Here is a 19,138-nt window from a genome sequence, read left to right as displayed (position 1 = left end):
CATCAGAGGAGGGAAATACATGAGCGATTATGTTGTAACAGTGAATAGTACCGTGGATCTTCCGAAAGAATGGCTTGCAGAGAGAAATGTTCCGGTCATTCCTTTGAAATATACCATAGATGGCGAGACCTGTGAAGATATGGCGGGGCTGTCATCCAAAGAATTTTTTCAGAAACTAAGAGACGGAAAGATGGCTACGACATCACAGATCAACCCGGAGGAAGCAAGGGAGGCATTGGAGCCGTTTTTAAAAGAAGGAAAAGATGTACTCCATCTGGCATTTTCTTCTGCTCTTAGCGGCACCTGCAATAGTATGCGGATTGCGGCGGAAGAGTTGAAAGAGGAATATCCAGAGCGGAAAATTATCGTGATCGATACGCTGTGCGCGTGCCTTGGAGAAGGACTTCTTCTCTATTATGTGCTGAAACTTAAGCAGGAAGGAAAAACCATCGAAGAAGTGGAAGCGTGGGTGGAGGAAAATAAACTTCATATCTGTCACAATGTTACCGTAGATGACTTGAATCATCTGCAGAGGGGCGGACGGATTTCAAAGACGGCAGCCGTTCTTGGAACAATGGTACAGATTAAGCCGATGATTCATGTGGCTGACGATGGTTCGCTTCAGGTAGTTGGAAAAGAAAGAGGACGGAAGCGCTCTCTGAATAAGATTGTGGATAAAGCAGTTGAACAAAGCAAAGGATGGGAACAGGACATTGTAATGATTACCCATGGAGACTGTCTGGAAGATGCCCAGTATGTTGCAGAACTGGTTCGCGCGAAGATGGGAATTGAGAATATTCTGATTAATAATATAGGAACGGTAATTGGAAGTCATACAGGACCGGGAGTGGTAGCGGTATTCTGTATGGGAAATAAGCGTTAACAGAGTCGGAGGAAACAAAAATGAAGAAGAATCTGACGATTGATGCCAAAATGAAAGAACTCTGGCCGGCGACAAGGGTTGGGTGTTTTCAGTATCGGGTAAAGGTAGAAAAGAAAAATGAAGAAATGTGGAAGTATCTGAAGAAGGATATTTTCAAAAAAACGAAGGATGCAATCTTTGATTATGGGGTAAATGATATTCCCAATATTAAAGAGTCAAGACTTGCATATAAGGCTTTTGGCAAGGATCCTAGCCGTTACCGCGTATCCTCAGAAGCGTTGATTCGCCGAATTGGACAGGGCAAAGGTCTGTATGAGGTCAATACAGTGGTGGATGTGAACAACCTGATCTCGATTGAATCAGGCTTCTCAGTGGGTTCTTATGATACTGCGAATATCGAAGAAGACTTAGTGTTTCGTGTAGGGCGAGAAGGAGAGACTTACAAAGGAATTGGAAAAGAAGAGATCAAAATCGACTGTCTTCCGGTTCTGGCGGATGAAAAAGGAGCCATTGGAAGCTCTACCAGTGATTCGGAGCGTGCGATGATTACAGAATCAGCCGCCGAGGTTCTGACGCTAATCTATTCCTTTTCGGACAATGACGATCTGGAAAAGGCATTAGAATACGGGAAACGGTATCTGGAAACTTACGCAGGTGCAGAAGAAATAGAAAGCTGGATTGTAGAATAAAAGGTAAGAAAACACCGGATTTGTAAGAATATCAAATCCGGTGTTTTTATTATGGATTCATTTTAAAATTATAATTTGATGATTCCAAATGTATTGGCTACAGAACTTACCAGAATCAGAATCAGGAAAATTGGAGCAACCCATTTGATCATAACAGTGAAAAGCTTTTCGCCTTTGAATTTACCGTTGGTTTCTTTGACTTCGTCTGCGATTGCCTTTGGTTTAATAATAAATCCTACAAAGATACAGGTAAAGAATGCTACGATTGGCATCAGTATACTGTTGCTTAAAAAGTCCATAATATCCAGAATTGTCAGTCCCATCCAGCTGATGAAGCTAAGAGGTCCAAATCCGAGAGAGGATGGAATACCCATTACCAGTGCAAGAGCTGTTACGAACAGACAAGCGCCTTTTCTGCTCCAGTGGAATTTGTCACGGAAGATGGATACGATAGTTTCCATCAGGGAGATCGCAGAAGTAAGTGCTGCGAAGAATACCATCAGGAAGAACAGGCATCCGATAAATCCGCCGAGTTTCATGCTGTCAAATACTTTTGGAAGTGTCATGAACATCAGTCCAGGACCAGAACTTAACATGGAACGGTCACCGCCGGAGAATACGAATACGGCCGGGATGATCATCAGTCCTGCCAAAAAGGCGATACCGGTATCGAATACTTCAATCTGTCTGACAGAACTTTCCAGGTTGTTCTCTTTCTTCATATAAGAACCATAGGTTACCATAATACCCATTGCAAGGGACATGGAGTAGAAGAGCTGACCCATCGCTGCAAGAACTGTCTTTACAGAGATGTCAGACATATGTGGCTTGATGTAGTAAACGAATCCTTCCATTGCTCCATCAAGTGTCAATCCGTATACCGCAATAAATATGGTTAAAAGAACCAGAATCGGCATCATCACCTTGCTGACTTTTTCAATTCCTTTTTCTACTCCGCACAGTACGATAATAGCAGTCAGAGCGATAAACAGGAAGAACCATCCAAGGGGTTCAAAAGTTCCGCTGATAAAACTATTAAAATAAGTATCTTCTGCTGCAGTATGTACGCCGCCAGTTAAAAATACTGCGAAGTATTTAATTACCCATCCGCCGATTACAGAATAATAAGGGAAGATGATAATCGGAACCAGTGCAGCCAATACGCCGAGGAAACTGAATCGTTTGTCGAGAACCTTAAAAGCGCCGATGGCACTTAAGCCGGTCTTTCTTCCGATTGCGATCTCGGCAACCATGAGTGTGAAACCAAAGGTGACTGCCAAAATCAAATAGATCAGAAGAAAAGAACCACCGCCGTATTGGGCAGCAAGATAAGGGAAACGCCAGATATTTCCAAGACCTACAGCGGAACCGGAAGCAGCCAGTACGAATCCCAGTTTACTGGAAAAGTTACTTCGTTTTTGCATATTACAAAACCTCCTCTAAAAATAGTATGCAATCATTCCTAAAAAATAGATTATGCTCTATTATTGCATGAAAGATTGATTTTTTCAAGCAAAACTGTTACAATTAATGAAACGATGTCGAAAATTATAATAAATATGGTAAAAAATGAAAGAAAAGCAGAAGAAAGAAAAATAATTATTGACATCTGAACGCAGTTATGGTAGATTAATAAATGCATGAGGAAAAAAGAAAGCAGAGTATCCACTCTCACCGTAGCACAATCGGGTGACTATCGGTTTGATATTGAGTATTACGACGATGAAAGTTCGTGTGTATACAGATATATAAGTGGATGGTCTGAGACTGTTCACTTATTTTTTATTATGATGATGGAGGTGCACGACAATTAGCGATTTAATGATTAACGGGCAAATCAGAGACAAAGAAGTACGAGTAATTGGAGAGAATGGAGACCAGTTGGGAATCATGTCATCCAGAGAAGCAATGAAACTTGCGCAGGAAGCAGAGCTTGATCTGGTAAAGATTGCTCCAAAGGCTCAGCCGCCGGTTTGCAAGATTATTGATTATGGTAAGTACAGATATGAGCTTGCAAGAAAAGAAAAAGAGGCGAAGAAAAAACAGAAGACCGTTGAAGTGAAGGAAGTACGTCTGTCACCTAATATCGATACAAATGATTTGAATACGAAGGTGAACAATGCTAAGAAGTTCATCAGTAAAGGAAACAAAGTAAAAGTAACGCTTCGATTCAGAGGACGTGAGATGGCACATGTTCAGCAGAGTAAACATATTTTGGATGATTTTGCCGGAATGCTGGAAGATGTTGCTGTAGTAGAAAAACCTGCTAAGATGGAAGGCAGAAGTATGAGCATGGTTTTAACCGTAAAACGTTAAAAATACATTTACAAATTTAAGGAGGAAGTTATTATGCCAAAAATTAAAACAAATAGAGCGGCTGCAAAGCGCTTCAAAAAAACAGGTACAGGAAAATTAAAAAGAAATAAAGCTTATAAGAGCCATATCTTAACTAAGAAATCTACAAAGAGAAAAAGAAATCTTAGAAAATCAATCATTACTGATGAAACTAACGTAAAGAACATGAAGAAAGTATTACCATATCTGTAAGATATCGGAAGTATTGAAGGAGGATAATAAGAGATGGCAAGAATTAAGGGCGGATTAAACGCTAAAAAGAAACACAATAGAACATTAAAGTTAGCAAAAGGATACAGAGGAGCACGTTCTAAACAGTACAGAGTTGCAAAACAGTCTGTTATGAGAGCTTTAACTTCTGCATACGCAGGAAGAAAACAGCGCAAACGTCAGATGCGTCAGCTTTGGATCGCTCGTATCAACGCAGCAGCAAGAATGAATGGTCTGTCTTACAGCAAATTCATGCACGGCTTAAAGGTAGCAAATGTTGACATGAACAGAAAGATGCTTGCAGAGATGGCTGTTAATGATGCAGAAGGATTTGCAGCACTTGCAGAGCTTGCTAAGAGCAAACTTGCTTAATTGGATGAAAAAGTTATAAGATGGATCCCGGGCATAAGTCCGGGATTTTCTTGTATCATTTTCTTGTAACATAGGAAATTATGAGGAGAAAAATATATGAAAAGCAGAAAAATACGCATGACAGCACAGTTTTTTAACGGTGCAAAAAGGTATTTTGCAGGAGCAGTTCTTGCATCTCTTATGACGACTGCACTGAATGCTTTGACGCCCCAGATTTTTCGATTTACCATCGATTCGGTGTTGGGAAGTGGAAAATACCCATATCTGTCGTCGCATCTGTGGATCATGGCGCTGATACTGGTGGCAGTTGCAGCTTTGTCCGGAATTTTTCTGTATATGGGAAGGGTTGGAACGGCGCTGGCGGGAGAGACATTTGCCAGAAATATGCGGGAGTCATTGTTCTCCCATGTGCAGAAGCTTCCGATGTCCTGGCATGACCACAATCAGACAGGAGATATTATTCAGCGCTGTACTTCGGATGTGGAAGTGATCCGAAATTTTGTTGTGACACAGCTTTTGGAGGTGTTTCGGACTGCATTTCTGGTGGCAGTATCGTTTGGTATGATGTTTTCCATGAATCGGAAATTGTCGCTGATTGTTCTGGGATTTGTCCCGGTGGTTGTGCTATATTCGGCTGTTTTTTATCGCCTGATTGCAAGGCGGTTTACGGATGCCGATGAGGCGGAAGGAGAATTGTCTACCGTAGTGCAGGAAAATGCTACCGGGGTTCGGGTAGTGCGGGCATTTGGAAGAGAAAAGTTTGAGATGGATCGATTTCAAGAGAAAAATGACGCATTTGCGAAGCTGTGGATTAAGCTTGGAACACTTTCCGGCCTCTATTGGGGCGTGGGAGATCTGATTACCGGGCTTCAGGTGGTGACGGTGATTGTGATTGGTGCTGTAGAGGCGGTTTATGGCAATATTACAGTGGGAGAATTTGTGGCGTTTGCTTCCTATAATACGACGCTGGTATGGCCGATTCGCGGACTTGGAAGAATTCTCTCTGATATGAGTAAGGCTGGCGTGTCTTTTGAACGTGTAGACTACATTGTAAAGGGAGAAGAAGAGGCGTATGGGCAGAATGCAAAGAAGGAGGAATGTGAGAAAGCTTTGGATATTCGGTTTTCACATGTTGACTTTTCTTATGGAGAAGGCAAAGAAGTTCTTTCCGATGTATCTTTTGAGATTCCAGGAGGGACAACATTTGGAATTCTGGGAGGAACCGGAAGCGGTAAGTCTACAATTGCACAGCTTCTGACCCGTCTGTATGAGTGCGAGAAGGGGAAGGGAAAGATCTTCGTGGGAGACCGGGAAGTTCAGGATATCCCTTTGGAGGAACTTAGAAAGATGGTGGGGATGGTGCTGCAGGAACCATTTCTCTATTCACGAACAATTCGGGAGAATATCGAGGCTTCTGCGCCGGGAGCATCCTTAGAAGAGATCCGTCAGGCCGCAAAGATTGCCTGTGTGGACGATGCGATTATGGGATTTCCGGATGGCTATGATACACTGGTAGGAGAGCGGGGCGTTACCCTGTCAGGTGGACAGAGGCAACGGATTGCGATAGCAAGAATGCTGCTTCAGAATGCAAAGGTGATGGTGTTTGATGATTCGCTGTCTGCAGTGGATGCACAGACGGACTATGTGATCCGTAAGGAGCTTCTTAAGAATCGAAAAGATACAACGATGATCTTGATTTCTCACCGGATTACAACATTGATGGGAGCGGATCAGATCCTGGTTTTGAATCATGGAAGGGTAGAAGAACTGGGAACCCATGAGCAGCTGATTCAGGGACAGGGAATTTACCGAAAGATCTATGAGATACAGATGAGTCAGGATGACAGAAAGAAGGTGAAAAAGCAAGATGGCGGCTTATGAAGAACAGGAGTATAAGAAACCGTTTCAAATGAAAGTCTGGGCAAAGATGTTTCCGTTTTTTAAGCCTTACCGAAAATATTTTATGATTACACTGGGATTGAATATTTTCCTGGCAGGCGTGGATGTGTTGACACCACTGTTTCAAAGTTATGCGATTGATCATTTTATTGTTCCGAATACGCTGCAGGGAATCGGAGTGTTTGCAGCGGCTTATGTGGGAATGATCGTGATGCAGACGGTGTCGGTGTACTGGTCGGTTCACGCGGCTACTACGATTGAGATGTGTGTAGGGAAGGATTTGAAATGGGCACAGTTTAAGCATCTGCAGACGTTATCTTTTTCCTATTATAATACGACGCCGGTGGGGTATATTCATGCACGGGTGATGAGTGACACGTTAAAGATTGCCAGCGTAGTTGCCTGGGGGCTAGTGGATATGTTTTGGGCGTTCCTCTATGTGGTCAGCGTGTTTATCATTATGTTTTTTTTGAATGCTCGTCTTGCGTTGATTCTTCTGGTAATCGTGCCTTGTATTGCTGTACTGACGGTGGTATTTCAAAATAAGATTCTTTACTGGAACCGGCGGGTCAGAAAGATTAATTCTCAGATTACCAGTGCGTATAACGAAGGAATCACCGGTGTTCGGACATCGAAAAGTATGGGGATTGAGAAGGGGAATGAAGATGCCTTTTCCGGGCGAACCTCGGATATGTACCAGGCGGCGGGGCGTGCGGCAAAGCTAAATGCTGTCTATATTCCATTGATTTTGCTTTGCGGATCATCGGCTGCCGCGTTCGTCTTATACCGAGGTGGCTACATGGTACAGGAGGATTTGATACGGCTGGGAACGCTGTCGGTGTTTATTTCCTATGCGGTCGTTATTTTTGAGCCGATTCAGCAGCTGGCGAGGCTTCTGGCCGATTTGATTTCCTGTCAGGCAAATATTGAACGGGTGATGGATCTTTTGGAACAGACACCGAACGTAACGGATCGGGCGGAGGTAATCGAAAAGTATGGAGATCATTTTCAGCCGAAAAAGGAAAACTGGGAGAAGATAAAAGGAGATATTGTATTTGAAGATGTGTCCTTTCGCTATCCTGATGGAAGAGAATATGTGTTGGAGCATTTTAATCTGCATGTTCCGGCAGGCATGAATGTGGCAATTGTGGGAGAAACAGGGGCTGGAAAGTCAACTCTTGTAAACTTGGTGGGACGGTTTTTTGAGCCTACGGCGGGACGGATTCTGATTGATGGTGTAGATTATCGAGAACGAAGTCAGCTTTGGCTTCATAGCCAGATCGGGTATGTCCTTCAAAATCCTCATCTTTTTTCAGGGACGGTACGGGAGAACATCCGGTATGGCCGTCTGGATGCAACAGATGCGGAAGTAGAGGAAGCTGCAAGAAGTGTATCGGCAGATGAGGTGGTTCGGAAATTAAAAGATGGATACGACAGCGATGTTGGTGAAAGTGGTGGCCGTTTATCGACGGGTGAAAAGCAGCTTTTGTCTTTTGCCAGGGCGATTTTGGCAGATCCGGCAATTTTTGTATTGGATGAGGCGACCTCTTCGATTGATACGGCAACAGAACAGTTGATTCAAAAGGCAACACAAAAACTGCTGAAAGGGCACACCTCTTTTGTAATTGCACATCGCCTGTCTACCATTCGGAATGCAGATCTGATTTTGGTGGTGAAGGATGGAAAAGTGATTGAGCAAGGAACGCATGAAGAGTTGCTGGCCCGGCAGGGATATTATAGAAATCTGTATGATAAGCAGTTTGAGGAAGAGGAAGCAAGACGGATTTTTGAGGGAAGTAGATAGCTGTTAACAAGAGTATAGTTGATAATAAAAAGGAGAAAAACATGGAAATATTAGTAGTGGTAGATATGCAGAATGATTTTGTTGATGGTGCGCTTGGAACAAAAGAAGCGGTAGAGATTGTGCCGAAGGTTGCAGAGAAGATTCGTCTTTTCAAGGATGGAACCAACAGTCGGGTTCTGTACACTAGAGATACGCACGAAGAGAATTACCTTGATACGCAGGAAGGACGTCATCTTCCGGTACGCCATTGTATCCGCGGAACGCAAGGATGGGAGATTTGTCCGGAAATAGAATTGCTTAGAAAAGAGCAGCCGATCGATAAGCCGACGTTTGGAAGTCCGGTGCTTGGCCAGCTTTTGAAAGCGCAGGACGAGGATCTGAAAAAACAAAGGAAAGAGGGAATTACATCGGTAACGCTGGTAGGGCTTTGCACCGATATCTGTGTGATTTCAAATGCTTTGCTGGTGAAGGCATTTCTACCGGAAACTCCGGTGATTGTAGATGCCAGCTGTTGTGCCGGAGTTACGGTAGAAAGCCATCAAAATGCATTGCAGGCTATGAATATGTGTCAGATTCAGATTATCGGACAATAAACGATTTTGCCACATTAGGGATAGATCAGACGTTCATCGGTAATGTCGGTTAAGACCTCTTCCAGATATTTTTTTGCCAGATATTTTGCCATGGGAAGATTCATATCCAAGTAGTTTCCGCAATCTTTTGCGGATGCTCCGGGAACTTCTCCTTCAAAAGCGGCAATGAAGGAAAACATTTCCTGCATTAAAGGAATGATGTCGCGAGACTCATACTTACCGGAAAGGAGAAGATAGAAGCCGGTTCGGCATCCCATAGGGCCGAAATAGATTGTTTTATCGCCAAATTCGGCATGATTGCGAAGAAAAGTTGCTGCAAGATGTTCAATGGTATGCATCTCGGCGGTGTTCATCACAGGTTCATCGTTGGGACTGGTCATGCGAAGGTCGAAAGTGGTAATCGGTGATTCGCCTGCGTAATCTACCCGGGAAACATAGACGCCGGGAATTAATTTTAAATGGTCTATTGTGAAACTGGTAATTTTCTGCATATTTTTGTACTCCTTTTCTCTGTAATTACAGGTATTATAGCACTTTTACGTATAATATACTATGAAAAATGTCAGAAGATGTGCTATACTTACAGGGTGAGTTTTAAGGAGGAAGGAAAATGAAACTATATTTGGTGCGCCACGGTGAAACGGACTGGAATAAGCAAAAGAGGATACAAGGGCAAGTAGATATCCCACTGAATGCATTTGGAAGAAGTTTAGCAAAGAAGACGGCAGAAGGACTGAAAAGTATTCCTTTTGATGTCTGTTACAGCAGTCCTCTTGGACGGGCGGAAGAGACGGCGCGGCTGATTCTAAATGAAAGAGATGTTCCGATTATTACAGATAATCGGATTATGGAGATGGCATTTGGAGAATACGAAGGAAAATGCTGTTCCAAAGAAGGGTGGAACCTTCCTCAGGAATTTGAATGCTTTTTTCACGACCCGGCACATTTTAAGCCTGCGAAAGGCGGAGAATCCTTTGAACAGGTGCAGAAACGTGCAGGAGAATTCATTGAGGAGCTCTGCGGGAAGAGGCAGTATCAGGAGAGTAATGTTCTGATTACGACTCATGGAGCTGCGCTGGCAGGAATTCTGAACCATATCCGGGGCGGCTCGATAGAAGAATACTGGGGAATTGGCGTACATAAGAATTGTGCAGTGACAGAATTGTTCGCGGCAGACGGCAGAATTGAGATTCTGTCTGAAAATGTAGTTTATTATGATGATAAAGTAGAAGACTGGGGAATTGGGAAATAGACAGTCTCCAGATAGATGGCAAGAGGAGGATGAAGATATGATTAATGATAAAAAAGTGCTGTTCAGCGGAATGCAGGCGACGGGAAATCTGACGCTTGGCAATTATCTGGGGGCATTGAAAAACTGGGTGACATTAAGTGACGAGTATGAGTGCTTTTATAGTGTGGTGGACATGCATTCCATTACAGTCAGACAGGATCCGGCTACCCTTAGAAAGCGTGCAAGAGCTCTTTTGACCCTTTACATTGCAGCGGGATTGGATCCGGAGAAAAACTGTATCTATTATCAGTCCCATGTATCAGGTCATGCAGAACTTGCATGGATTCTGAACTGCTTTACCTATATGGGAGAACTGAATCGTATGACACAGTTTAAGGATAAGGCATCTAAGCACGCAGATAATATCAATGCGGGATTATTTACCTATCCCGTCCTGATGGCAGCGGATATTCTGCTTTATCAGGCGGACGTCGTGCCGGTTGGAATTGACCAGATGCAGCATCTGGAACTGACCCGTAATATTGCGGAGCGGTTTAACAATATTTATGGAGATGTGTTTACGGTACCGGAGGCTTATATCGGAAAAGTGGGAGCGAAGATTATGAGCCTTCAGGATCCGACCAGAAAGATGTCGAAGTCAGATGAGAATCCGAATGCCAGCATTTATCTGATGGATGATCCGGATACGATTATCCGCAAATGCAAGCGTGCCGTAACCGATTCAGAGGCTCAGATCCTTTATCGGGATGAGCAGCCGGGTGTAAAGAACCTGATTGATATTTACAGTGCATGTACCGGAAAGAAGCCGGAGGAAGTGGTAAAAGAATTCGACGGTAAGGGATATGGAGACTTTAAGATGGCAGTGGGTGAAGCGGTAGTATCCGTGTTAAAGCCACTGCAGGATGAAGTAGCAAGACTTGAAAAGGATAAGGCTTATATTGACAGTGTCATTAAGAATAATGCAGAAAAAGCCAATTATTTCGCGATGAAGACTCTGCGAAAAGTGCAGAAGAAGGTTGGATTTCCGGAGAGAATCCGCTAATGAAAGGGGAAATACGGAATGAAGATACAGACGGCAGGACAGCAGAAGTATTATGATTTTATGAAAGAACGAGCGACCAGACTTGAAACGGGAAGAATCGTATGGGTCAGCATGTTGGGAGTGGCGTTTATTTCAGCCCTTTCCAATATTATGATAGGTGTGGTTTTGGGAGCAATTGGAATCTTTTTGGCAGCAGCCAATCATAATTCCAGAAAGGCGCTGATGAAATGTTTGGATGGGGTGAAAGACAGGGAAGATTTTTTCTGGCAGCTTTCAGCGCCGGATCTTCTGGAATATCCGCTGGTGCATGTGATGATCAGTAAGGATTATGTGCTGACAGATCAGTCGGTCCCGGAGATCCTTCGGATCGAGGATATGGAGAAGATTGAGGTAGGAAAGCAGCAGGATATTAAAAAAGTACTGTTTCTAACGGATCCGCAAGGAGGTCGCCATGAGATCGTATCCTGTGTGAAAGGGGATGGGCTTCAGGAGACGTTCGATGAGATTTATGAAACGCTGCGCAGTAAATTGCATAAAAAAGATCCTTTGGGAAATGAGTAATTTCCCAAAGGATCTTTTTTTGAAGGTTCTATTTCGTTTTAGTTGTCTTCTTCCTGTACACTGTAAGTCTGGCGTTTTCTTGCCATCTCATCGCTTTCCAGATATTCGTCGTAAGTTGTGATCTTGTCAATCAGTTTGCCGCCTGGAACGATTTCCATAATTCGGTTGGCGGTTGTCTGTACAATCTGATGGTCTCTGGAAGAGAAGAGGATTACACCTGGGAATTTGATCAGTCCGTTGTTTAAGGCGGTGATAGATTCCATATCCAGGTGGTTGGTTGGCTCGTCAAGGAGCAAGATGTTGGCGCCGGAAATCATCATCTTAGACAACAGGCAGCGCACCTTCTCACCACCGGAAAGTACTTTGACTTTTTTGACGCCGTCATCACCAGAGAACAGCATTCTTCCAAGGAAGCCGCGGACATAGGTGACGTCTTTGATTTCAGAATACTGGGTCAGCCACTCTACGATCGTGTAGTCGTTATCGAATTCTTTTCCGCTGTCTAATGGGAAATAAGCCTGAGAGGTAGTTACTCCCCATTTATAGGTTCCTTCATCCGGTTCCATTTCCCCGGTGAGGATCTGGAACAAGGTGGTCTTGGCGAGCTCATTGCCGCCAACGAAGGCAACTTTATCTTCGCGGTTTAAGGTAAAGGAAATGTTGTCTAATACTTTTTCACCATCGATGGTTTTGCTGAGACCTTCTACCATGAGAACCTCATTTCCAATCTCGCGGTCTGGACGGAAATCAATGTATGGGTATTTTCGGCTGGACGGCTGGATGTCGTCAAGCTGGATTTTTTCTAACGCACGTTTTCTGGATGTCGCCTGCTTGGATTTGGAAGCGTTGGCACTGAACCTTGAGATAAACTCCTGCAGTTCCTTGATCTTTTCCTCTTTCTTTTTGTTTGCTTCCTTCATCTGACGGATCAGAAGCTGGCTGGATTCGTACCAGAAGTCGTAGTTACCTGCGTACAGTTTGATTTTTCCGTAGTCGATATCGGCGATCTGTGTACATACTTTATTTAAGAAATAACGGTCGTGAGATACTACGATAACTGTATTGTCAAAGTTAATCAGGAATTCTTCCAGCCATGCAATAGCGTCCAGATCCAGGTGGTTGGTCGGCTCGTCAAGAAGAAGGATATCTGGATTGCCAAACAGAGCCTGGGCAAGAAGGACCTTAACTTTTTCCGGACCGGTTAAATTTTTCATCATATCATAATGCATCTCTGCCGGGATACCAAGCCCATTTAGCAAAGTAGCAGCGTCAGATTCTGCTTCCCATCCGTTCATAGCAGCGAACTCTGCTTCCAGTTCACTGGCCTTGATTCCGTCCTCATCGGTGAAATCTTCTTTCGCGTAGATTACCTCTTTTTCCTTCATGATCTCATAAAGTCTTGCATTTCCCATCATGACGGTGTCGAGAACCGGAAATTCATCATATTTGAAGTGATCCTGCTGCAGGAAAGACAGACGCTCTCCGGGGGTGATGATGACATCTCCGTTGGTTGGCTCTAATTGTCCGGAGAGAATCTTCAGAAATGTGGATTTTCCGGCTCCGTTTGCACCAATCAGGCCATAGCAGTTTCCTTCGGTAAATTTAATATTGACATCTTCAAACAGCGCTTTTTTACCAACGCGCAGTGTGACATTGCTTGCACTTATCATAATTTCAATACTCCTTATGATTGTTATTCATTCTATTTCTACATACAATTCTCATCTTAACAAATATGAAGGGAAATAGCAAGGATACTTTTTTCTTTGCAGAATGGTTTGCTAACCTAAAAAATGGGTATATAATAACAGAATAGAAAGCGAGGGAGACGAGTATGGAAAAAGCAACAATCGTATTAGAAGGCGGAGCCACAAGGGGTGTCTTTACCTCTGGCGTATTGGATTATCTGATGGAAAAGGAACTTTATCTGTCCCATGTGATAGGAGTATCTGCCGGTTCCTGCAATGGTGTGGATTATGTATCAAAGCAGCCGGGCAGAACCAGGGACTGTATGATTCACAGAGAGAAAGAGTATAGTTATTATAACAGCATTACAAAGTCCATTAAGACGAAGAGTCTGTTGGATATGGATATGGTTTTTGAAAAATATCCGAAAGAAGTATTTCCGTTTGATTTTGATACGTATTTTCGTTCGGAGATAGAGTGTGAGATTGTTACGACAAACTGTGAGACGGGACAGGCAGAATATATGACCGAAACGAAAGACGGAGGCCGTCTGATGAAGATTTGTCGGGCATCCAGCAGTATGCCGCTGGTATCGCCCATTGTGAATATTGATGGGGTTCCCTATCTGGATGGAGGTCTGGCAGATTCGATTCCTGTGAAACGGGCGCTTCAGAAGGGAAATGAGAAAATTGTGCTGATTTTAACCCGAAATCCGGGATACCGTAAGAAACCTGTTTCCAAGGCAGTGGGGAAACTTTACCGTAGATCCTATCAGAAGTATCCGAATCTTACGCGAACCTGCATTCGCAGAAGTCTGATGTACAATCAACAGATGAAACTGGTAGAACAGCTGGAAGAAGAGGGGAAGATATTCGTACTTCGTCCTTTGGTTCCAACGGTGTCCAGGCTGGAAAAAAATTATGATACACTGATGTATTTCTATGAGCATGGATATCGGTTGATGAAGCGTCAGTATGAGGCGCTGGAACGATATCTGGAGCAGTAGTGGGAGCAAGGGCTTATTAAGGGGATGTCTTACAGATCTTCCAGATTGATTTCCCGTGGTTTCTCCATGTGCTGCAGGGTGACCTCGTAGATGTGTTCTGTATCGCCGCGTTTCATAGTATCCAGAATTGCCTGGTGCTCCAGGAAGGTGTCCTGCATCCGGCCTTCGTGTGATAAAGACAGCGCTGCAAGACGCTGCATTCGATATAGAAAGGTTGCGAAAACAGAGGCAAACTGTTCGTTTTTCAGATATTCGATAATTTTGGTGTGGAACTGAAAATCATATTTGCTGAATGCTGGAATGGATTGGGTGGTGTTTAGAATTTCACGCAGCTTTTCCATGATCAAGTCCAGTTCCCCGAATAGTCTGGCAGCGTCCGGTGTATCGGCATGTTTCGCAATTTGCAGGGTACAGTAGCACTCCAGTGCAGAACGGATCTGGAAGGTTTCCTCGACGTCTTTTTTGGAAAGCTGGTGAAGTGTGAATCCACGGCTTGGAATAATATCAACATAGCCTTCCTGAGCCAATCGGTGGATGGCGTCACGAAAAGGTGTCCGGGAGATTCCAAGTTCTTTGGAAAGCTTTGTCTCGGAATATACCTGCTGGTAGGAGAGCTGGTTTGATAAGATTAAGTTTTGCAGATGTTCGTAAGCTTGTTCGTTTAATGCTGTCATGGTATCTCCTTCTTTGATTTTTCTAAAGAATATCATACAACAAATAGCTGATAGGGTCAATATTGCGCGCAGAAATGCGCGCTTTTTTATGTCTAAAATGTTAAAAACATAACGAACAAAACGTGATTATTATGTGAAAATTGCATAAAAAATAAAGGAAAATTATGTGAAAATGGGAGAAAGAATATATGGGTGGTTGACCGGTATACCGGTTTGCAGTATAGTGTGCTTAAGACAGGAAATAATGAACGAATTATTTCAAAAAACAGGATCAAACATTAAAAAATAAGAGAAAAGGAGCGGACATCATTATGAAAGTAGGATTTATCGGACTTGGGATTATGGGAAGACCTATGGCAAAAAACCTTGTAAAAGCAGGGGTAGAACTGTTGGTGACGGATCTGAACAAGGAAGCGGTTGCAGATGTAGTGGCAGCAGGGGCGAAAGAAGCCAGTTATCAGGAGATTGGAGAGGCATGTGAGATTGTGTTCACAATCGTTCCAAATGGAGACATTGTAAAATCCATTCTGTTTGATGAGAATGGAGTGGCATCCACGCTGAAAGCAGGAAGTATCGTATGTGATATGAGTTCTGTGACACCGGTAGAGTCAAAAGAATGTTACACAAGATTGAAAGAGAAGGGTGTGGGCTTTGTGGACGCTCCGGTATCCGGCGGAGAACCGGGGGCAATTGCAGGAACCCTGGCAATTATGGCAGGAGGAGACGAGAAGGATTTTAATGCACTGAAAGAATATTTTGATATTCTTGGTTCTTCTGCACTTTTGATCGGCGAGTCCGGAAGTGGAAGCGTAACCAAGCTTGCGAATCAGATTATTGTAAATAACACTATCGCAGTAGTATCTGAGGCGTTTGTACTGGCGACAAAGGCAGGGGCAGATCCGCAGAAAGTATACGAAGCGATTCGCGGCGGACTGGCAGGAAGCGCTGTGCTGGATGCGAAAATTCCAATGATTGTAGAGCGCAACTTTAAGCCGGGCGGACCGATTAGAATCAATCATAAGGATATTAAGAATGTCGTGAATACAGCTCATGCCATTGATGTTCCCATTCCATATACCGCGCAGTTATATGAGATTCTTCAGGCGCTGAAGATTCATGGCCATATGAATGATGATCATGGCGGAATCGTACAGTATTTTGAAAAACTGGCCGATGTAGAAGTGAAGAAATTCGACTAAGAGGAAGCGTTAGGACAGGAGGAGAGGAATATGGCGATCAAAGCAGAGGTATTGACTTCTTTTAAAACAATTGATGAAGCGTATATTGATGGACTTTTGGAGAAAGAGATTGCAGCGAATAATAAGAAGATCGTGGTGCTTGACGATGATCCGACGGGAGTACAGACGGTGCATGACATTTCGGTTTATACGAATTGGGAGAAGGAAAGCATCAGACAGGGATTTGAAGAAGAAAATCATCTGTTCTACATTTTGACAAATTCCAGAGGGTTTACAGTGGAACAGACGACAAAAGCGCACCATGAGATTGCGGCAGTGGTGGATGAAGTTGCGAAGGAAACCGGCAAAGAGTACATATTTATCAGCCGGAGCGACAGTACGCTGCGCGGCCATTATCCGTTGGAGACACAGCTTCTAAAGGCGGATTATGAAAAATATACAGGAAGTACTATTGATGGAGAAATTATGTGTCCGTTCTTCAAAGAAGGCGGAAGATTTACCATTGATAATGTACATTATGTAAAGTATGGGGATGAGCTGGTTCCGGCAAATGAAACAGAGTTTGCGAAGGATAAGACATTTGGATATACAGCGTCTACCATGCCGGAATACATTGAAGAGAAGACGAAAGGTGAATACAAGGCTTCTGATGTAACCTGCATTTCCCTGGAAGATATTCACAATATGGATATTGATAAAATAGAAGCGCAGTTAATGGAAGTGAAAGATTTTAACAAAATCATCGTCAATGCGGTTGATTATGTGGATGTGAAGGTGTTCTGTGTGGCGCTTTACCGGGCTATGGCAAAAGGAAAAGTATTTATGTTCCGTACGGCAGCGGCGATTGTGAAGGTGATGGGCGCAGTGACAGACCAGCCGCTTCTTAGCAGAGACCAGATGCTGGTAAAAGAGACAGAAAATGGCGGTATTATTGTGGTAGGCTCTCATACGGAGAAGACAACGAAGCAGGTAGAGTGCCTGAAAGAATTGCAGGATCTTGAATTTATCGAATTGGATGCGACGCTCGTGAAAGATGATGCAGCGTTTGAGGCAGAGGTGGAAAGATGCCTTGCAAAGGAAGAAGAATGTATCCGGGCAGGGAAAACAGTATGCTGTTACACGACACGTGCATTGATTACCGCAGATACGGGAGATAAGGAGGATGAACTTCGTCTTTCTGTAAAGATTTCCGATGCGGTTCAGTCTTTGGTGGGACGTCTTTCTGTTACTCCAAGCTTTGTAATTGCCAAAGGCGGTATTACATCCAGCGACGTGGGTACGAAAGCGCTGGCGGTGAAGAAGGCGAATGTGTTAGGTCAGATTCGACCAGGCATCCCGGTGTGGCAGACGGGAGAGGAAAGCAGATTTCCGCTTACTCCGTATGTGATCTTCCCTGGAAATGTAGGAGAGATTACAACTTTGAAAGAAGCTGTGGAAGTACTTATGAACAAATAATAACATTGATATTGTGCAATTAGTGAAAAAGGATTGATAAAAAATAGATTTATTTGACAAAAACAAACATTAGGAGTACAATATGAACATAAACAAACATAAACGGTAGCAAAAGGGGGAAAATACCATGCCACAGTGTGTTGTGATTGCGGATGATCTGACCGGGGCCAATGCCACGGGGGTACTCCTGAAGAAAATGAATTATAAAGCGTACACGGTAATGAATACAGAACGGATTGAACTGGAGACGCTTTCGGAATGTGATTGTGTGCTGTATCCGACAGACAGCCGCGGGGTGGAATCAGAGATTGCATATAACCGGGTATACAATGTATGTAATCTGTTGAAAAATGATGAGGTGAAGGTCTATTCCAAAAGAATTGACAGTACCCTGCGAGGAAATCTTGGAAGCGAGACGGATGCCATGCTGGACGGACTGGGAGAAGATTACGTGGCGATTGTGGCGCCTTGTTTTCCGTCTTCCGGGCGTATTGTGATCGGTGGTTATATGCTGGTAGAAGGAATTCCTCTCCATAAGACGAATATTGCGATTGATCCGAAGACTCCGGTAAAAGTGTCTGAGGTGGAAGTGCTGTTTAAGGAGCAGAGCAAGTATCAGGTATCCTCTATTTATATGAAGGATATGATGCACGGAAAGCATTATCTGGCGGATCGGCTTTTGGATTGTGTCAACGCCGGAAGCAGGATTATTACAGTGGACTGTGTGACACAGGAGGATCTGGATTTGATTGCCGATGCGGTGATTACCAGTAAGTTGAAAGTGGTTGCAGTAGATCCGGGTGTCTTTACGGCGACTCTTTCCAGAAAATTAATTGTACCGGCAAAGAAAAAAGAGAAAAATAAAATTCTTGCCGTTGTAGGAAGTGTTAACTCGAATACAAAGGTACAAATGGAGGAGTTATGGCTGTCACAGCGGACACACAATGTGTTTGTTCAGACGAAAGAACTTTTGGAGGATGAAGGAAGACGGGAACAGGAAATTGCACGTGTTACGAAGGAAATTCTAGACGAGTGCGATAGAAATGTGATTTCTACAGTGACCGGAGATGGTATTTATCCGGAGAATCGAATTGATTTTGCACCTTATATGGAACGTTATCAGTGCTCTTTAGATGAGGTGACAGGAAAGATCAACCAGGCATTTGCGGAGATTACTTACCGGATCTTCCAGGCGGAGCCAACCTTCAAAGGACTCTATACCAGTGGTGGGGATGTGACAGTGTCTGTTTGCCAAAGATTTGAAACGGCAGGATTAAGTCTGATGGATGAAGTATTGCCGTTGGCAGCGTACGGGCAGTTCCTGAAAGGAAAGTTTGAAGGAGTTCATATTATTACCAAGGGTGGAAGTCAGGGCGGACGAGACGCTATCAACCGTTGTATCACTTATTTGAAGGAAAAATTATATATCTAACGTTTTATAAATTCAAGGAAAGGATG

Annotated in this window: 19 protein-coding genes; 15 read left to right on the top strand and 4 right to left on the bottom strand. The window is 43.6% G+C overall.

From position 1 onward, the window contains the following. Positions 1-19 precede the first annotated feature (19 nt). Together C0979_RS02800 and C0979_RS02795 are read left to right on the top strand one after the other, a co-directional pair. Positions 20-883, top strand: coding sequence for a DegV family protein (locus tag C0979_RS02800; RefSeq protein WP_101694539.1), 864 nt, complete (start codon positions 20-22; stop codon positions 881-883). A gap of 20 nt (positions 884-903) precedes the next feature. Further along, on the top strand, positions 904-1,572 hold the full coding sequence (locus C0979_RS02795) for a B3/B4 domain-containing protein (protein WP_101694538.1): 669 nt from the start codon (positions 904-906) through the stop codon (positions 1,570-1,572). Between the two features lie 68 nt (positions 1,573-1,640). Here C0979_RS02795 and C0979_RS02790 read toward each other — a convergent pair whose 3' ends face one another. Continuing rightward, the gene (locus C0979_RS02790; protein WP_101694537.1) at positions 1,641-2,996 is read right to left on the bottom strand and encodes a sodium-dependent transporter; all 1,356 of its coding nucleotides are present in this window, start codon (positions 2,994-2,996) and stop codon (positions 1,641-1,643) included. 397 nt (positions 2,997-3,393) lie between these two features. Here C0979_RS02790 and infC point away from each other — a divergent pair, with 397 nt between their 5' ends. The 6 genes from infC (at position 3,394) to C0979_RS02760 (ending at position 8,805) form a co-directional block, all read left to right on the top strand. Then, complete coding sequence (gene infC / locus C0979_RS02785; protein WP_101694536.1) at positions 3,394-3,888, top strand: translation initiation factor IF-3; 495 nt, start codon at positions 3,394-3,396, stop codon at positions 3,886-3,888. Positions 3,889-3,921: 33 nt separating this feature from the next. Next, positions 3,922-4,119 carry a 50S ribosomal protein L35 gene (gene rpmI / locus C0979_RS02780; protein WP_101694535.1) on the top strand — a complete coding sequence of 66 codons (198 nt, stop codon included), beginning with the start codon at positions 3,922-3,924 and terminating at the stop codon, positions 4,117-4,119. A 33-nt stretch (positions 4,120-4,152) separates the two neighbouring features. Further along, complete coding sequence (rplT, locus tag C0979_RS02775; protein WP_101694534.1) at positions 4,153-4,509, top strand: 50S ribosomal protein L20; 357 nt, start codon at positions 4,153-4,155, stop codon at positions 4,507-4,509. A 96-nt stretch (positions 4,510-4,605) separates the two neighbouring features. Then, positions 4,606-6,390, top strand: a complete 1,785-nt coding sequence (locus tag C0979_RS02770; protein WP_101694533.1) for an ABC transporter ATP-binding protein — start codon at positions 4,606-4,608, stop codon at positions 6,388-6,390. Then, complete coding sequence (locus tag C0979_RS02765; RefSeq protein WP_101694532.1) at positions 6,377-8,212, top strand: ABC transporter ATP-binding protein; 1,836 nt, start codon at positions 6,377-6,379, stop codon at positions 8,210-8,212. The genes C0979_RS02770 and C0979_RS02765 overlap by 14 nt, the downstream gene beginning before the upstream one ends. 41 nt (positions 8,213-8,253) lie before the next feature. Beyond that, the gene (locus C0979_RS02760; protein WP_101694531.1) at positions 8,254-8,805 is read left to right on the top strand and encodes a cysteine hydrolase family protein; all 552 of its coding nucleotides are present in this window, start codon (positions 8,254-8,256) and stop codon (positions 8,803-8,805) included. A 14-nt stretch (positions 8,806-8,819) separates the two neighbouring features. On the opposite strand, the gene C0979_RS02755 is transcribed toward C0979_RS02760, so the two are convergent. Next, positions 8,820-9,296: an S-ribosylhomocysteine lyase gene (locus tag C0979_RS02755; protein ID WP_101694530.1), complete on the bottom strand. Its 477-nt coding sequence runs from the start codon at positions 9,294-9,296 to the stop codon at positions 8,820-8,822. A 119-nt stretch (positions 9,297-9,415) separates the two neighbouring features. Here C0979_RS02755 and C0979_RS02750 point away from each other — a divergent pair, with 119 nt between their 5' ends. Genes C0979_RS02750 through C0979_RS02740 form a run of 3 tightly spaced genes read left to right on the top strand, consistent with a single transcriptional unit; the run spans position 9,416 to position 11,660 of the window. Then, complete coding sequence (locus C0979_RS02750; protein ID WP_101694529.1) at positions 9,416-10,057, top strand: histidine phosphatase family protein; 642 nt, start codon at positions 9,416-9,418, stop codon at positions 10,055-10,057. 37 nt (positions 10,058-10,094) lie between these two features. Continuing rightward, positions 10,095-11,099, top strand: coding sequence for a tryptophan--tRNA ligase (trpS, locus tag C0979_RS02745; RefSeq protein WP_101694528.1), 1,005 nt, complete (start codon positions 10,095-10,097; stop codon positions 11,097-11,099). Positions 11,100-11,117: 18 nt separating this feature from the next. After that, positions 11,118-11,660, top strand: a complete 543-nt coding sequence (locus C0979_RS02740) for a hypothetical protein (protein ID WP_101694527.1) — start codon at positions 11,118-11,120, stop codon at positions 11,658-11,660. Between the two features lie 38 nt (positions 11,661-11,698). On the opposite strand, the gene C0979_RS02735 is transcribed toward C0979_RS02740, so the two are convergent. Then, positions 11,699-13,330, bottom strand: coding sequence for an ABC-F family ATP-binding cassette domain-containing protein (locus C0979_RS02735; protein ID WP_101694526.1), 1,632 nt, complete (start codon positions 13,328-13,330; stop codon positions 11,699-11,701). A gap of 164 nt (positions 13,331-13,494) precedes the next feature. Between C0979_RS02735 and C0979_RS02730 the strand changes: the two genes are divergently transcribed. Beyond that, positions 13,495-14,352, top strand: coding sequence for a patatin-like phospholipase family protein (locus tag C0979_RS02730; RefSeq protein WP_101694525.1), 858 nt, complete (start codon positions 13,495-13,497; stop codon positions 14,350-14,352). A gap of 29 nt (positions 14,353-14,381) precedes the next feature. On the opposite strand, the gene C0979_RS02725 is transcribed toward C0979_RS02730, so the two are convergent. Further along, on the bottom strand, positions 14,382-15,026 hold the full coding sequence (locus tag C0979_RS02725) for a GntR family transcriptional regulator (RefSeq protein ID WP_101694524.1): 645 nt from the start codon (positions 15,024-15,026) through the stop codon (positions 14,382-14,384). Between the two features lie 311 nt (positions 15,027-15,337). Between C0979_RS02725 and garR the strand changes: the two genes are divergently transcribed. From garR to C0979_RS02710, 3 genes are all read left to right on the top strand, one after another. Further along, positions 15,338-16,225 (top strand): 2-hydroxy-3-oxopropionate reductase, encoded by an 888-nt coding sequence (gene garR / locus C0979_RS02720; RefSeq protein ID WP_101694523.1) that lies wholly within the window; start codon positions 15,338-15,340, stop codon positions 16,223-16,225. A 30-nt stretch (positions 16,226-16,255) separates the two neighbouring features. Then, positions 16,256-17,680 carry a four-carbon acid sugar kinase family protein gene (locus tag C0979_RS02715; protein WP_101694522.1) on the top strand — a complete coding sequence of 475 codons (1,425 nt, stop codon included), beginning with the start codon at positions 16,256-16,258 and terminating at the stop codon, positions 17,678-17,680. 127 nt (positions 17,681-17,807) lie between these two features. Further along, entirely contained in the window at positions 17,808-19,112 is a 1,305-nt protein-coding gene (locus C0979_RS02710; protein WP_101694521.1) for a four-carbon acid sugar kinase family protein, read from the top strand. Positions 19,113-19,138 lie beyond the last annotated feature (26 nt).

Source organism: Dorea phocaeensis (assembly GCF_900240315.1).
GTDB classification, from domain to species: Bacteria; Bacillota; Clostridia; order Lachnospirales; family Lachnospiraceae; genus Dorea_B; species Dorea_B phocaeensis.
Note: the sequence above shows the minus strand (reverse complement) of the source record. Positions and strands in the feature narration are given on the sequence as shown.